The organism is Cellulosimicrobium cellulans, from assembly GCF_024124905.1.
Lineage (GTDB): Bacteria > Actinomycetota > Actinomycetes > Actinomycetales > Cellulomonadaceae > Cellulosimicrobium > Cellulosimicrobium cellulans_G.
Genome location: NZ_JAMXST010000003.1, coordinates 679,802 through 693,897, shown reverse-complemented (window position 1 = coordinate 693,897; position 14,096 = coordinate 679,802). Strand labels below are relative to the sequence as shown.

Annotated in this window: 12 protein-coding genes and 2 pseudogenes; 9 read left to right on the top strand and 5 right to left on the bottom strand. The window is 71.6% G+C overall.

The annotated features are described in order from the left end of the window. Positions 1-53: 53 nt before the first annotated feature. Both NHH00_RS11785 and NHH00_RS11780 read left to right on the top strand, forming a co-directional pair. Positions 54-1,355 (top strand): MFS transporter, encoded by a 1,302-nt coding sequence (locus NHH00_RS11785; protein WP_253052304.1) that lies wholly within the window; start codon positions 54-56, stop codon positions 1,353-1,355. A gap of 96 nt (positions 1,356-1,451) precedes the next feature. Further along, entirely contained in the window at positions 1,452-2,120 is a 669-nt protein-coding gene (locus NHH00_RS11780; protein WP_253052302.1) for a biliverdin-producing heme oxygenase, read from the top strand. A 33-nt stretch (positions 2,121-2,153) separates the two neighbouring features. Here the strand turns inward: NHH00_RS11780 and NHH00_RS11775 are convergent, their stop codons facing one another. Together NHH00_RS11775 and fdhD are read right to left on the bottom strand one after the other, a co-directional pair. Beyond that, positions 2,154-4,442 (bottom strand): FdhF/YdeP family oxidoreductase, encoded by a 2,289-nt coding sequence (locus tag NHH00_RS11775; RefSeq protein ID WP_253052300.1) that lies wholly within the window; start codon positions 4,440-4,442, stop codon positions 2,154-2,156. After that, positions 4,439-5,305, bottom strand: coding sequence for a formate dehydrogenase accessory sulfurtransferase FdhD (gene fdhD, locus NHH00_RS11770; protein WP_253052298.1), 867 nt, complete (start codon positions 5,303-5,305; stop codon positions 4,439-4,441). Before fdhD ends, NHH00_RS11775 begins: the two co-directional genes overlap by 4 nt. A gap of 178 nt (positions 5,306-5,483) precedes the next feature. Between fdhD and NHH00_RS11765 the strand changes: the two genes are divergently transcribed. The 6 genes and pseudogenes from NHH00_RS11765 to NHH00_RS11740 all read left to right on the top strand — a co-directional run. After that, positions 5,484-6,725, top strand: coding sequence for a heme/hemin ABC transporter substrate-binding protein (locus NHH00_RS11765; RefSeq protein WP_253052296.1), 1,242 nt, complete (start codon positions 5,484-5,486; stop codon positions 6,723-6,725). Positions 6,726-6,856: 131 nt separating this feature from the next. Continuing rightward, positions 6,857-7,867 carry a FecCD family ABC transporter permease gene (locus NHH00_RS11760; RefSeq protein ID WP_253052519.1) on the top strand — a complete coding sequence of 337 codons (1,011 nt, stop codon included), beginning with the start codon at positions 6,857-6,859 and terminating at the stop codon, positions 7,865-7,867. Further along, the gene (locus NHH00_RS11755) at positions 7,864-8,736 is read left to right on the top strand and encodes a heme ABC transporter ATP-binding protein (protein WP_253052294.1); all 873 of its coding nucleotides are present in this window, start codon (positions 7,864-7,866) and stop codon (positions 8,734-8,736) included. Before NHH00_RS11760 ends, NHH00_RS11755 begins: the two co-directional genes overlap by 4 nt. Positions 8,737-9,207: 471 nt before the next feature. Then, positions 9,208-9,663: a helix-turn-helix domain-containing protein gene (locus NHH00_RS11750; RefSeq protein WP_253052292.1), complete on the top strand. Its 456-nt coding sequence runs from the start codon at positions 9,208-9,210 to the stop codon at positions 9,661-9,663. Positions 9,664-9,673: 10 nt separating this feature from the next. Then, a complete protein-coding gene (locus NHH00_RS11745; RefSeq protein ID WP_253052290.1) occupies positions 9,674-9,979 on the top strand; it encodes a transposase in 306 nt (101 codons plus the stop codon). Then, a pseudogene (locus tag NHH00_RS11740) lies at positions 9,979-10,443 on the top strand (IS3 family transposase); the annotation flags it as partial. The gene NHH00_RS11745 and the pseudogene NHH00_RS11740, both read left to right, overlap by 1 nt. A gap of 50 nt (positions 10,444-10,493) precedes the next feature. On the opposite strand, the pseudogene NHH00_RS11735 reads toward NHH00_RS11740, so the two are convergent. Further along, a pseudogene (locus NHH00_RS11735) lies at positions 10,494-10,751 on the bottom strand (transposase); the annotation flags it as partial. Positions 10,752-11,012: 261 nt separating this feature from the next. After that, positions 11,013-11,843 carry a hypothetical protein gene (locus NHH00_RS11730; RefSeq protein ID WP_253052288.1) on the bottom strand — a complete coding sequence of 277 codons (831 nt, stop codon included), beginning with the start codon at positions 11,841-11,843 and terminating at the stop codon, positions 11,013-11,015. Positions 11,844-12,005: 162 nt separating this feature from the next. Here NHH00_RS11730 and NHH00_RS11725 point away from each other — a divergent pair, with 162 nt between their 5' ends. Next, positions 12,006-12,725: a hypothetical protein gene (locus NHH00_RS11725; protein WP_253052286.1), complete on the top strand. Its 720-nt coding sequence runs from the start codon at positions 12,006-12,008 to the stop codon at positions 12,723-12,725. A gap of 42 nt (positions 12,726-12,767) precedes the next feature. Here NHH00_RS11725 and NHH00_RS11720 read toward each other — a convergent pair whose 3' ends face one another. Beyond that, a complete protein-coding gene (locus NHH00_RS11720) occupies positions 12,768-13,838 on the bottom strand; it encodes a hypothetical protein (protein WP_253052284.1) in 1,071 nt (356 codons plus the stop codon). Positions 13,839-14,096 lie beyond the last annotated feature (258 nt).

Below are 14,096 nucleotides of genomic sequence, written 5' to 3'. Positions count from 1 at the left end.
AACCGACCGGAGGGTCGGTGATGCCCCCGGCAACGGTCGCTTAGCCTCGGGGGGTGCCGACCCGCCGCCGCAGGCTCCCCGACGCCCCCGCCCGGGCGCGCGCCGGGCTCGGCGCGCCGTTCCGCAACGTCTTCACCGCGAACCTCAGCTCCAGCCTGGGTGACGGCATCGCGCGCGTCGCGTCGCCGCTGCTCGCCGCGCGCCTCACCGACGACCCGTTCCTCGTCTCCGGCATCGCCGCCGTCTCGCTCCTGCCGTGGCTGTTCTTCGCCATCCCCGCCGGGGTCCTCCTCGACCGCGTCGACCGTCGGCACGCGCTCGCGCTCGCGAACGGTGCCCGCACGCTGCTCGCCCTCGGGCTCGTCGCCCTCGCCGCGACGGGCACGCTGACGATCTGGTGGCTGTACGCCGTCGTGTTCCTCTACGGCGCGCTGGAGACCGTGTACGACGGCGCGATCCGCGCGGTGCTGCCCTCGATCGTGCGGCCCGCCGACCTGCCGCGCGCCAACTCGCGCATCGAGGCGGGCGAGATCACCGTCCAGAACTTCCTCTCGGCACCGCTCACGTCGGCGCTCTTCGCGGTCGCCGTCGTCGTGCCCCTCGGCACGGGCGCCGCCGCGTACGCCGTCGCGGGCGCGCTCGCGCTGTTCCTGCCCGCCGTCGCGGCGGGCGAGCACCGCGCCCCGGCCGACGCGGGCGCAGAGCCCGCTCCGCCCTGGTTCCGCCAGCTCGGGGACGGCTTCCGCTACCTGTGGGCGCACCCGACGCTGCGACCCCTGTGGGTCCTGTCCGTCGTCGTCGGGCTCTGCTTCTCGGCCGCGACCGCGACGACCGTGCTCTACGTCCTCGACGTGCTCGGCGTCCCGGAGGCCTGGTACGGGACGTTCCTACTCGTCGGGGCCGGAGGGTCGCTCGTCGCGGCGGCGCTCGCGAACCCCGCCAAGGAGCGCTTCGGGACCGGGCGGACCATCGCCGTCGCGAACCTCGTGACGCCCGTGGCCCTCGTCCTCCTCGGGGTCGTGCCGCACCTGCCGGGCGGCGGCGTCGCCGTCGCGGCCGTGCTGCTCGCGGTGGGGTTCGGCGCGGTGACGGTCTGGAACGTGCTCGTCATGTCGCTACGGCAGGCGATGATCCCCGGCCGCCTGCTCGGCCGCGTGCACGGCACGTGGCGCACGCTCCTGTGGGGCGCCATGCCGCTCGGGTCCTTCCTCGGCGGTCTCCTCGCCCGGGCGGACCTGACCACGCCGCTCGTCGTCGGCGGCGGGCTCGGCACGCTGGTCGCACTCCTGGGTTTCCGGTTCCTCGCGGGGCTCCCCGACCCGGAGGACGTCGACCAGATCCCGGACCGAGGATAGGCAAGCCTCACCTGGGTGGGTTACAGTTCCTGACGCATCGTCATGACGTCGCGTCAGGACGAGCGCCCCGACCCGACGCTACCCGCAGGAGCCACCGTGACTGCTCTCACCCAGGACCTCGACCGCACCGACGAGTCCGTGCCGCTGTCCCAGCGCCTGCGCGAGGGCACGCGCCCCGAGCACGAGCGGGCCGAGAGCTCCGGGTTCGTCGAGCGGCTCATGTCCGGGCAGCTCGACGTCTCGGCGTACGCGGACCTCGCGGCCCAGCAGTGGGCGATCTACGGCGCGCTCGAGGACGCGAGCGCCGCGATCCGCGCCGACGCCCAGGGCTCCACGCTGGTCTTCGACGAGCTCACGCGCACCCCCGAGATCGAGAAGGACCTCACGTTCCTCGTCGGCGCCGACTGGGCCGAGCGCATCACCCTCCACCCCGCGACCGAGCGCTACGTCGCGCGCCTGCGCACGGTCGGCGCGTCGCTGCCCGCCTACGCCGCGCACGCGTACACCCGCTACCTCGGCGACCTCTCCGGCGGGCAGATCATCAAGCGCATGCTGGAGCGGCACTACGGCCTCTCGGGCGACGGCCTCGCGTTCTACACGTTCGTCGAGATCCCCAAGTCCAAGCCGTTCAAGGACGTCTACCGCGAGCGCCTCGACGGCCTCGTCCTCACGCCCGAGCAGCTCGACGAGACCGTCGCCGAGGCCAAGCACGCCTTCCGCCTCAACAGCGACCTCTTCGCCGACCTGGGCGCCGCCCACCGCTGAGCCCGCCGCGACCCCGGCAGCCGGACCGGGGCTCTACCTCGCGGCGTGCAACCGGACGACGACGGACTTCGAGACCGGCGTGTTGCTCCCGTAGGCCGTGCTCTCGAGCGGGACGAGGACGTTCGCCTCCGGATAGTAGGCGGCGGCCGACCCCCGCGCCGTCGGGTAGGCGACCACGCGCTGGGCGGCGAGGACGCGGTCGGGCTCGCCGGGCCACTCGGCGTGGACGTCGACCCGGTCGCCGTCGGCGAACCCCAGCTCGGCGAGGTCGTCCGGGTGCACGAGCACGACGTCGCGGCCCCCGCGCACGCCCCGGTACCGGTCGGACAGCCCGTAGATCGTCGTGTTGAACTGGTCGTGCGAGCGCAGCGTCTGCAGGATCAGGCGACCCGGTGGGCACTCGACGGGCTCGAGCTCGTTGACCGTGATCTCGGCGCGCCCGCTCGGCGTCGTGAACGTGCGCGAGTCGCGCGGGCCGTGCGGGAGCACGAACCCCTCGGGGCGCCGCACGTCGACGTTGAACCGCTCGAACCCGGGCACGACGCGGCTGACGTGGTCGCGCACCACGTCGTAGTCGTCCCGCATCGCCGCCCAGTCGATCCCCGGCGCCGGGTCGGCGCCCGGGCCACCCCGCAGCGTCGCCTCCGCCATGCCGACGACGATCGCCACCTCGCTGCGCAGGCCCGGCGCGACGGGGTCGACCTTGCCGCGCGACGCGTGCACCGCGCACACCGAGTCCTCCACGGAGACGATCTGCGCCCCGCTCTTCTGCACGTCGACCTCGGTGCGCCCCAGCGTCGGCAGGATGAGCGCCTCGCGCCCGGTGACGACGTGCGAGCGGTTGAGCTTGGTGGAGATCTGCACCGTGAGGTCGGTGCCGCGCAGCGCCGCCTCGGCGGCCGCGGTATCCGAGATGGCGCCGGCGAAGTTCCCCCCGAGCGCGACGAACGCGCGGATGCGCCCGTCACGCATGCGCCGGAGCGTCTCGACGGCGTCGGCGCCGTGCGCGCGCGGCGGCTCGAACGCGAACTCGCGCCCCAGCGCGTCGAGGAAGGAGTCCGGCATCTTCTCCCAGATGCCCATGGTCCGGTCGCCCTGCACGTTGGAGTGCCCGCGGATCGGCGACGCCCCGGCGCCCGGCCGACCGATGTGGCCGCGGAGCAGGAGCAGGTTGACGATCTCCTTGATCGTGTCGACGCCCTTGCGCTGCTGCGTCAGGCCCATCGCCCACGTGACGATCACGCGGTCCGCGGCGAGGTAGCGCGCCGCGAGGTCGTCGACGTCGGCCGGCGTCAGGCCCGTGGCGGCGAGCACCGCGTCCTCGTCGAGGTGCGCGAGGTGCGCGCGGAACGCGTCGAGGCCGCGGGTGTGCGCGCGCAGGAACGCGTGGTCCAGCACCGTCCCCGGGGCGGCGTCCTCGGCGTCGAGCACGCGGCGGGACACCGCCTGCAGGAGCGCCATGTCCCCGCCCGGGCGCACCTGGTACAGCCGGTCCGCGATGTCCGTGCCACGGCCGACGAGCCCGCGCACGGTCTGCGGGTTGCGGTAGCGCACGAGCCCGGCCTCGGGCAGCGGGTTCACCGACACCACGGACCCGCCCGCGCGCTTGGTCCCCTCGAGCGCGGTGAGCATGCGCGGGTGGTTGGTGCCCGGGTTCTGCCCCATGACGATGACGAGGTCGGCCCGGGCGAAGTCGTCGTAGGAGACCGTGGACTTGCCGATCCCGATGGTCTCGAGCATCGCGGTGCCGGTGGACTCGTGGCACATGTTGGAGCAGTCGGGCAGGTTGTTGGTGCCGAACGCCCGGACGAACAGCTGGTAGACGAACGCCGCCTCGTTCGATGCGCGCCCGCTCGTGTAGAAGGCGGCCTCGTCGGGGGACCCCAGCCCACGCAGCCGGTCCCCCACGATCTCGAACGCGCGCTCCCAGGTCACGGGCTCGTAGTGGTCCGAGCCCGCCGGCTTGTGCACCGGCTCGGTGAGCCGGCCCTGCTGCCCCAGCCAGTACTCGTCGCGCCCGGCGAGGTCGGTGAGGGAGTTCTCGACCCAGAACTCGCGCGGCACGGTGCGCGGCGTCGCCTCCCACGTGATCGCCTTCGCACCGTTCTCGCAGAACTCGGCGTGGCTGCGGTGCGCCGGGTCCGGCCAGGCGCAGCTCATGCAGTCGAAGCCGTCCTTCTGGTTCGCGGACGTGAGCAGCCGCGCCGCCCGGGCGGGGCCCATCTCCCGGACCGACGCGAGGAGCGTGCGCACCACGGCCTCCGGTCCGGCCGCGTGGTCCTGGGGCGGGCCGACGCGGAGCTCGTCCCCGGGCCCGCTCATGCCGGGACCGCCGTCGGGCGCGGGACCGCGGTCGCGCCCGGGGCCGCCGCGCGGACCCGGTGCTCGCCCGCGTAGACGACCATCGAGTCACCTCGGGCGAAGCCTGCGAGCGTGATCCCGGCCTCGACCGCGAGGTCGACGGCGAGGGTCGAGGGCGCGGAGACGGCGACCATCGCCGGGATCCCGGCCGTCGACGCCTTCTGCACGAGCTCGAACCCCGCGCGCCCGGACACGACGAGCACCGTGCTGGGCAGCGGCAGGCGGCCCCGCTGGACCGCCCACCCGACGACCTTGTCGACCGCGTTGTGCCGCCCCACGTCCTCGCGCACGACGAGCAGCTCGTCGCGCTCGACGTCCACGAGCGCGGCCGCGTGCAGCGACCCGGTCCGCGCGAACACGACCTGGGCGGCTCGCATCCGGTCCGGCAGGCCGAGGAGCCAGGCGGGGTCGAGGTCCGGCCCGTCGTCGGACAGGGCGTGGGCGGAGCGGGTCCGCACCGCGTCGATGCTGTCCGCGCCGCACAGCCCGCACGCGCTGGTCGTGGGCAGCGCCCGCGCGAGGCCGACGGCGCGCGGCCGGGCCGCCTCGGCGAGCGTCACCTCGACCGTGTTGTCGGCCGTCGTGCACAGGCGTGCCGTGCGCACGTCGTGCGGGTGGTGCACCACGCCCTCGGCCACGAGCAGCCCGAGCGCGAGCTCGAGGTCGTGGCCCGGCGTGCGCATGGTGACGGTCAGCACCCGACCGTCGACGCGGACCTCGAGGGGCTCCTCGACCGTCAGCTGGTCCTCGCGCCTCGAGACGTGCGCGGAGTCGTGGCCGAGCGTGTAACGGGTGACGCGTCGTCGCGCCGAGTGTTGTCCCACCCCGCCTATGGTGCCAGGCCCGGCACGTGGTGACGGAGGTGACATGGACGACGGTCGGGATTTCCTCGAAGTCAGGTTAGGCTCGTCTTACCCGGGCCTGGCGACGACCACGCCGTGTCGCGCCGCCCCAGCGCACCTGCCCCCTGGAGATCTCCCCATGCGTCACCGTGCCCGCGCCGTGCAGCGACCGAGCGACTCGTCGACCCGGGCGGCGAGCGCGCCCTCGACCACGCGCAGGTCCCGACGCGCGGCGACGAGCCTGGCCGGGGCGGCTGCCGGCGTCGTGCTGGGGCTCGTCGCCGCGTGCGCGCCGCTCCCCTACGAGCCGCCCGCGACGCCGTCGGCGGAGGCGAGCCAGGACGCCGCGCCCGTCGAGGCGGCGCCCGCGGAGACGGCCGACGCGGCGACGGGCGCGCCGGTCTGCACGACGCTCGACGCGTCCCGCGCCGCGGGGGGCGGGACCGACGTCGACCCGGCGTCCTTCCCCACCGGGCCCACGAGCGCGACGTTCGCCGACGACGCGATCCACCCGGTCGCCGAGGCGCCCGTGCCGCAGCTCCCGGTGACCGTCGAGTCGGTCGACGGACGCCAGGTCGAGATCACCGACGTGAGCCGCATCATCCCCGTCGACCTGTACGGGACGCTCGGCGAGATCGTCTACAGCCTGGGGCTCGGCGCGAACGTCGTGGGCCGCGACCTGCCGACCGGCTTCCCCGAGGCGGCAGACGTCCCCGTCGTCACGGGCGCGGGGCACGCGCTCGACGTCGAGGCGATCCTCGGGCTCGACCCCTCCGTGATCCTCACCGACGCGACGATCCTCACCGACGACGTGCGGGGCCAGCTCGAGAGCTCGGGCATCCCCGTCGTGTACTTCGACGAGGCCCGCACGCTCGACGGCGTCGACGACCGGATCCGCGCCGTCGCGACCGCGCTGGGCGTGCCCGAGCAGGGCGAGGCGCTCGTCGAGCGCACGGACCGGCAGATCTGCGCGGCCCTGGCCGCGGTGCCGCAGGACACCGGGACGCCGCGCGTCGCGTTCCTCTACCTGCGTGGGGCGAACATCAAGATGCTGTTCGGGCCCGGCTCCGGCGCCGACGACCTCGTCCGCGAGATCGGCGGCGAGGACGCCGGGACCGCGATCGGCCTCACGCAGCAGTACGCGCCGGTCACGAGCGAGGCGATCATCAGCGCCGCGCCCGACGCCTACCTCGTCATGACCGACGGGCTCGAGTCCATGGGCGGGCTCGACGCGATGATGGCGATCCCCGGCCTCGCGCAGACGCCCGCGGGCGAGGCGCGGCGCGTCGTCGACATGGACGGCTCGCGCCTCCTCACGTTCGGCCCCCGCACCGGGTACACCATCGCGTCGCTCGTCGAGGCGTTCTACGGCGTGCCCGCGCCCGAGCTCCCCGCGTCGTGAGCGCGGTGACGCGCCCGCCGGGCGCCACGGAGGACGCCCCCGCGCCCGACGACGCCCCGCGCCCGGGAGGTCGATCCGCCCGGGTGGGTCCCGCCGTCGGGCAGCAGCGCCGTCGGGCAGCACGCTGGCTCATGGTCGGGCTGGGCGTCGCGCTCGCGGTGCTCACGATCGTGTCCGGCATGACCGGCCAGGTGCCGGTGTCCCCCGCGGAGGTGCTGGGCTCGCTCGCGCACCACGTCGGGCTCGACTGGGGGCCCATGCCGTCGCACCCGCAGGGCGAGAACGCGCTGTGGGTCGTGCGGTTCCCGCGCGTCGTCCTGGCGATCGTCGTGGGCGCGGCGCTCGCGTGCTCGGGCGCGCTCATGCAGGGCGTGTTCGGCAACCCGCTCGCGGAGCCCGGCGTCATCGGGGTCTCCTCGGGCGCGGCCGTGGGCGCGTGCGCGGTCATCGTCACCGCGGGCGCGCTCGTGCCCGGCACGTGGGTCGCCGCGGCGGCGTTCGCCGGCGGGCTCGTCACGACGTTCGTCGTCTACGCGCTCGCGCGCGCCGGCGGCCGGACCGAGGTCGTGACGCTCGTCCTCACGGGCATCGCGGTCAACGCGTTCGCGGGCGGGATGCTCGCGTTCTTCACGTTCGTCGCCGACCCGGCCGCGCGCGAGCAGATCGTCTTCTGGCAGCTCGGCTCGCTCGGCGGCGCGACGTGGCAGTCCGTCGCGGTGGTCCTGCCGATCGCCGTCGTCGGCGTGACCGGCGCGATGCTCGTGCGGCGCAAGATGGACCTGCTCGCGCTGGGCGAGCGCGCCGCGCAGCACCTCGGGGTCGACGTCGAGCGGCTGCGCCAGCTCGTGATCGTCCTCGTCGCTCTGCTCGTCTCCGCCGGGGTCGCGTTCACGGGGATCATCGCGTTCGTCGGGCTCGTGGTGCCGCACCTCGTGCGCATGGTGTGCGGGCCGAGCCACCGCACGCTCGTCCCCGCGTCCGTGCTGGGCGGCGCCGTCGTGCTGCTCGCCGCGGACCTCCTCGCGCGCAGCGCCGTCGCGAACGTCGAGCTGCCGCTCGGCATGATCACGTCGCTCGTCGGCGGGCCGTTCTTCTTCTACCTGCTGCGCCGCACGCGCTCGCGCCAGGGAGGCTGGGCATGAGCGACCTCCGCCACGAGGGATCGTCGTTCCTCGGCGCGCTGCGCACCGCCGTCACCGGTGCCCGACGGCGGCCCCGCCTCCCCCGGCCGGCCGCGCCCGGCGACGTGGTCACCGCCGCGCACGGCGTGTCCCTCACCCTGGGCGAGGCGCCGATCCTGCGCGACGTGTCCGTCGACGTCCGCGCGGGCGAGGTGCGCGCGCTGCTCGGCCCGAACGGGGCCGGGAAGTCCTCGCTGCTCGGTGTGCTCACGGGCGATCTGGTCCCCGAGGCCGGCGACGTCGTCGTCGACGGCCGACAGCTGCGCGCGTGGACGCCCACCGAGCTCGCCCTGCGCCGGTCCGTCATGCTCCAGCAGGTCTCGCTGAGCTTCCCGTTCACGGCCGTCGACGTCGTGCGCATGGGCCGCTCGCCCTGGCGCGGCACCCCGTTCGAGGACGAGGACGACGCCGCGGTCGCCGAGGCCCTCGCCGCGACCGACGTCGGGCACCTCGCCGACCGGCACTTCACGTCGCTGTCCGGCGGGGAGAAGGCCCGCGTCGCGCTGTCCCGCGTGCTCGCGCAGCGCACGACGCTCCTCATGCTCGACGAGCCGACCGCCGCGCTCGACCTCAAGCACCAGGAGCTCGTGCTCCAGCTCGCCCGGGCGCACGCCGCCGCGGGCGGTGCCGTGGTCGTCGTCGTGCACGACCTCTCGCTCGCCGCCGCGTACGCCGACCAGGTCACCGTCCTCGCGGGCGGGCGCGTCGTCGCCGACGGCGGCCCGCGCGACGTCCTCACCGCCGGGCTGCTGAGCGACGTCTACGACTACCCCGTCGAGGTCGTCGACCACCCCGGCGGCGGCGCACCGATCGTCCTGCCGCGCCGCTGACGGCGGTCGGCAGCGGCAACCGCTCAGCTATGGGGTTCACGGCCGATGCCTCGCCGTGCACCGCGTCCACGTGGTCACTTGTCAGGCACTTTGCTCGTCGCCGTGTCATCCGCCGGTGAGGACGGCTCCTTGCGCGCGACGCCGGTGCACTGGTGACCAGCCAGCGTTCCGCTGCCGCTGCTTCACGCTCACGACACCGAGCGCTCGCGGCGAGGAGTCGCGGTTCGACGCGTGGGCCACGGATGGTCAAGGGTGCTGGGCGGTTCGCGACAACTCATCCCTGCCATTGAAACGACGGCGGTCTCAACCCACCAACGCACCACGAGGGTGGATGATGCGTGGTCGTGGAGGCTGGGATGGGTGTGGTGACGTCGCTGCCTGCAGCGATACAGGATGTTGTATGGCAGGCGTGGGGCGAGGGCGAGTCGTTGCGGCGAATCGCCGATCGGGCTGGCCTTCCAGGAGCAGAACGTGCGCCGCTACCTGCTGCGCCACGGCGGAGTGCGGCCCTCGCTGCCGAGACGGTCGCCGCGACACCTGAGTCCTTGTGAACGGGAGGAGATCTCGCGTGGGATCGCCGCTGGTCTCTCTGCCCGGGTGATCGCCGAAGGGCTGGGTCGGTCTGCGTCGACGGTCTCGCGCGAGATCGCCCGTAACGGTGGCCGCGACGCCTACCGCGCTACGCGCGCGGACGAGCGGGCCCGGGTGAAGGCCAAACGTCGTCGTATTCCGCGTCTTGCCGGCGACGAGCGATTGCGCACCGTGGTGCTGTCGCGGCTCGAGTTGGACTGGTCGCCGCAGCAGATCGCTGCGTGGCTGCGTCGCGAGCACCCCGACGAGCCGGCCATGTGGGTCTCGCACGAGACGATCTATTGGTGTGTCCCGCGTTCCGTGGAGTCGGATTACTGGATTCACCTGACCCTGTAGGAGGGGCCTCGTGGGACGTCGTGGGTATCCGCCGGAGTTCCGGCGCAAGGTGTTGGACCTGCTCGAGTCGGGCCGCAAGGTCGTGGACGTCGCTCGCGATCTCGAGATCAGCGACCAGACGATCTACGCCTGGCGGCGACAGGACCGCATCGACAAGGGTCTCGAGCCGAGCCTGACCAGCGGTGAGAAGGCAGAACTGGTTGCGGCCAGGAAGCGGATCGCCGAGCTTGAGACCGAGCTGGCGGTCCACCGGCGCGCGAGCGAGCTGCTGGGGACGGTGGTGCCCCCAAAAGGCGGTTCGAAGCGATCGCGGTGATGGCCAGTGAAGGGCTGCCGGTTCAGCAGGCAGTACGGGCCCTCGGCTGCTCGGAGTCCGGCTACTACGCCTCGCTGGTGCGGGCCCCCTCGGTCCGACACGTGCGACACGCCCCGCTGACCGAGACCATCCGCACCATCCACACCGCCTCGCGCGGCGTCTACGGCGCCCGGCGGGTGCACGCCGAGCTGACCAAGGGCCACGGCATCCAGGTCTGGCACGGCACGGTGGAGATGCTCATGGCCCGTGCTGGCCTCAAGGGCGTGGGCGGGCGTCCGAAGTGGCGTCGCGCCCGGCCCGACCTGATCTCCACCGACCTCGTCGATCGGCAATTCGCCCGCGATGGCGTGAACGAGTTGTGGGTCACTGACATCACCGAGCACCCCACCCGTGAGGGCAAGGTGTACTGCACCGTCGTGCTCGACGTCTGCTCGCGGCGCGTGGTCGGGTGGTCGATCGACTCAGCGCCGACCGCAGCCCTGGTCACCAACGCGCTCGGCATGGCCATCGAGAACCGCCGGCGGTTGTGGAAGATCTCGAGGTACTCGAAGATCGCGTTCGCTAATTCCAGGCGGGTGCGCCATCGACGCCGGTCCAGGAGTTCGACCTGCATGCGCGACCAGAAGCTCTCGATGACGGCGTTGTCGTAGCAGTCGCCGATCGATCCCATAGAGGGCACGAGGCCAGATGCCTTCGCTCGCGTGGTGAAGGCCCAGGAACCGAACTGGACTCCGTGGTCGGAGTGAATGATCGTCCCGGCCGGTGGCCAGCGCCGCCACTCCGCGCTCGGATGGCTGACGCCCGTAGGGTTCGAGAACGCAGCAACGATCACCGTGGCCTAGATTCCAGCAATCCGACTCCACGGAAGCCGGGGCACACCAGAGCCTCCACTGAACCCGGGGCGGTTCACTCCCGAGCACGCACGCCTACCGGTCAGAGAATGCGTCACGCGCGAGACCGTAAGCCCGGCCCTCCATGGTCCTTGCTCGCGGCACAGTGCGATACCTCAACGGCGTGCATCGTGGGCGGGCGGTCAGTAGATGGCGACGGCGTTGAGCACGATGGCGGGACCGGGGATGAGTGCTTGGACGTCGTCGACGGGCAGGTCGATGTTGAGCGCCTTTGCCAGGCCGGCGACGGTGTCGTCCATCTTGACCATGAGGTTGCGTCTGACGATCCACTCCCACCCGTGCAGGAGCCACTTCTCCGCGTTGATGAACTCGCCGTCGTCCACGAGCGTCTCGACTGTGCCGAGCAGACCGATCTCCCCTTCGATGTGGTCGGGGGCGGCAGCGTCAACGAAGTGACCCGGCGGGACCGAGAGCAGCACACGCTGCTCCAGGCCCGTGCCCTTGACCTCGAACAAGGTCGGGATGGGCACGAGCTCGTTGCCGAGATACACGCTCTTGAGACCCTCCTGCACGCTCGCGGGCATCTTCGCGGCCTGGAGGTCCTCCAGTGAGGTCTCGGCAGAGGCGATCGCCTGCAGCAGGACGTAGAAGATCTTGCCGACGACGGATGCTGTGGTCAGCTGTGCGGTGCCCTCAAGGACGTATGGGCGGTCCTTGACCGGTACCGCGTCGTCGCTCGCGGTGAAGACCTCGTTGGTCACGACGAGCTTGTCCAGGACCTTGCTGACCGCGGCCTTCTGGTTCGGGGCCAGGGTATAGCTCGTCTGGACCTCGATCTCGCTGCCCCGCTCGCCTCCAACCTCGTTGTTGCCGAACCCGAGCTTGCCGCCACCCTTGCGGTTCTTCACAGTGCGCTCGGTGATCTCCTGCTCGAGCGGCACCTCGATGTCGGCGTAGTCGGCTAACGCGAAGAACGTCTCGGTGTCCAAGAACTTCGGGATGCGTAGCGGCATGGGCCGATCATGCCCGAGGCCGCCCACACGACGTGGAACCACCCGTGTGCGATCCAGTTGGAGGCGCAAAACAAGAACCCCCTCGCCGAAGCGAGGGGGTTCTGAGGTAGGTGCGCCAGTCCAAGCCTGACGCTCGCTAACTACCAGTGTACGGTCTCGCGTGTGACGCGGCAAAGGACGTTGGAGTCGTTCCTCGGGCAAGCCAGGCTGGCCACCTACCTGACCGCAGCCGACGACGATATAGCTCGCGCAGCCGACCTGTACCTGTGGGTCACCGAGCTCGCGGGCGCGCTGCACGCACAGCTGTCGTTCGTCGAGGTGGCGGTCCGGAACGCGATCGACCCGCAACTCGCCGCATGGAACACCGCCCAGGGCTACCCCCAGGACTGGACGAGCAACGGTGGCGCCGCGCCCACGCTGTACGCGGTGCTGGGAAAGCCCGTCGCCGATGCGCGCTACTGGGCTGGCAAGGAAGCGGCAGAGCGACACCCGAAGCACCCTCGCCACGGTGCGGGCGTGACGCACGACGACATTGTTGCTCAGCTCATGTTCGGTGCCTGGGTCAAGGTGATACGCCCGATCTCCGCGTCCGAGTCGGCCGCCCGTCAGGAGCAGCTATGGACCGACGTGCTGCACAGAGCGTTCCCTCATGCCGACCCGAGCCAAGCCGGCCGTAAGGCGATCGGCAACCAGCTGGAGACTCTTCGTCGTCTGCGTAACCGGGTCGCGCACCACGACAACCTGCTCGATGTCGAGGTGCGTCACCGACTCAACGGCATCTTGTCGTTGCTGTCGAAGATCGACCCGACCTTCCCCTCGCTCGCTGCGGCGCGCAGCCCCCTTCGTCGGATCATCCGCGAGGACCCGCGACGGACCTGGTGACCCGCCTGCTCTTTCGGTGACGGTGTTGTCCGCCAGGACGGGTCATTGCCCAGTTGCTTCAGCGCGTGCCTGAGTGCGTGGGCTCGTGCCGTCGGCGATCCGTAGGAAGTCCGCAGCGGTGAGGTAGGTCCACATCAGGCACGTCTCCGCCTCTGCACTGGAGACCTCGTCGTGCACTCCCTTCGAGGACAGCTCGTTGAGTCGGGCGAGCCGGTTCCCCAGGCCCCGCAAGGTCTCCTTGACCAACCCCTGATGTGTCGACCCGTCGATGTTCTCCAACGCGAACTGCAGGAGCCGGTTGTTGTACGCCTCGTCAGACATGACGCGTTCGCGCCCATCGGCGCCGGTGAACGCCTCGCCTGTCGCTGGATACAGCGCATCCGCCAGCGCTTTGATCATCCGCCGGCAGGAAGTGAGGGCATGGCTCAGGTCCTCCGGCATCCCCTCCTCGAGCGCGTCTTCGGCCGCTCTGAACCGAGCAAGCGCTTCGGGCGCCCGCCGAGCCAGCGACGCCTCGATGTAGGCCTGACCACGCTCGAAGACACTCGGCCGACGCTGCCCGGACTCCAGTTGTCGCTCGGTCTCGACAAGCATGTCGTGCACAACCTGCCTGATCCTCTCCAGCACGGTCTGGAGGTCCGCCTGGTAGGGCAGGATGTCGGCGGTGGCTTTGTCGTAGTTCTTCGCCACGAAGTAGGTGTCGATCTGCGTGAGGTTGCCCGGCACCGTCGAGTAGTGCCTCACGGCGTCGGAGACCTGCCCCAACTGCGCCTCGAGCTGCCCAACGCTGGCCCCGTGCACATTACCCCCTTCGCGGGTGCTCAACCGACCGCGAAGGTGGCGTCTCGTGATCTGCAGCACTTGACGATCGGCTTCCTCGACACCGACGAGAAGAGCCAGGTTCGCCCGCGCGTCGGTGAATGCCGGGTGGTCGATCGGCCCCTTGGCCGTGTAATCGAACGTCTCGGGCAGCAAGCGGATCAAGGCGACGTAGTCCTGCCGCCGTGTCGCGATCCGTATCGCCCGGCGCACGTGGCTCGCGACCGGCTGGGACTGATCATCAAACAGATCAAGCGCCTCATGCACGAGCTGTTCGACGGACTTCTCAGGCATCAAGCTCCTCAGGGATCGAGCACCGGCATCAAGGACCCGATTATCTGCTCATCAACCCACACGGGGTCGCCGCTGGGCCCGGTCCGGTCGGCTGACGGCCATTCGGACCCTAGGCTGGCACCGCCGCTTCTACGCCACGGAGGTCGAAGCGCTGCTCGAGGGGAACGCCGAGGAACCCGCGGAACAACCCGGGCAAGCAGCACAAAACCACATGAAGTCCGTTATCGGCGTTCTACAGAATGCGAGTTGAATCTGATG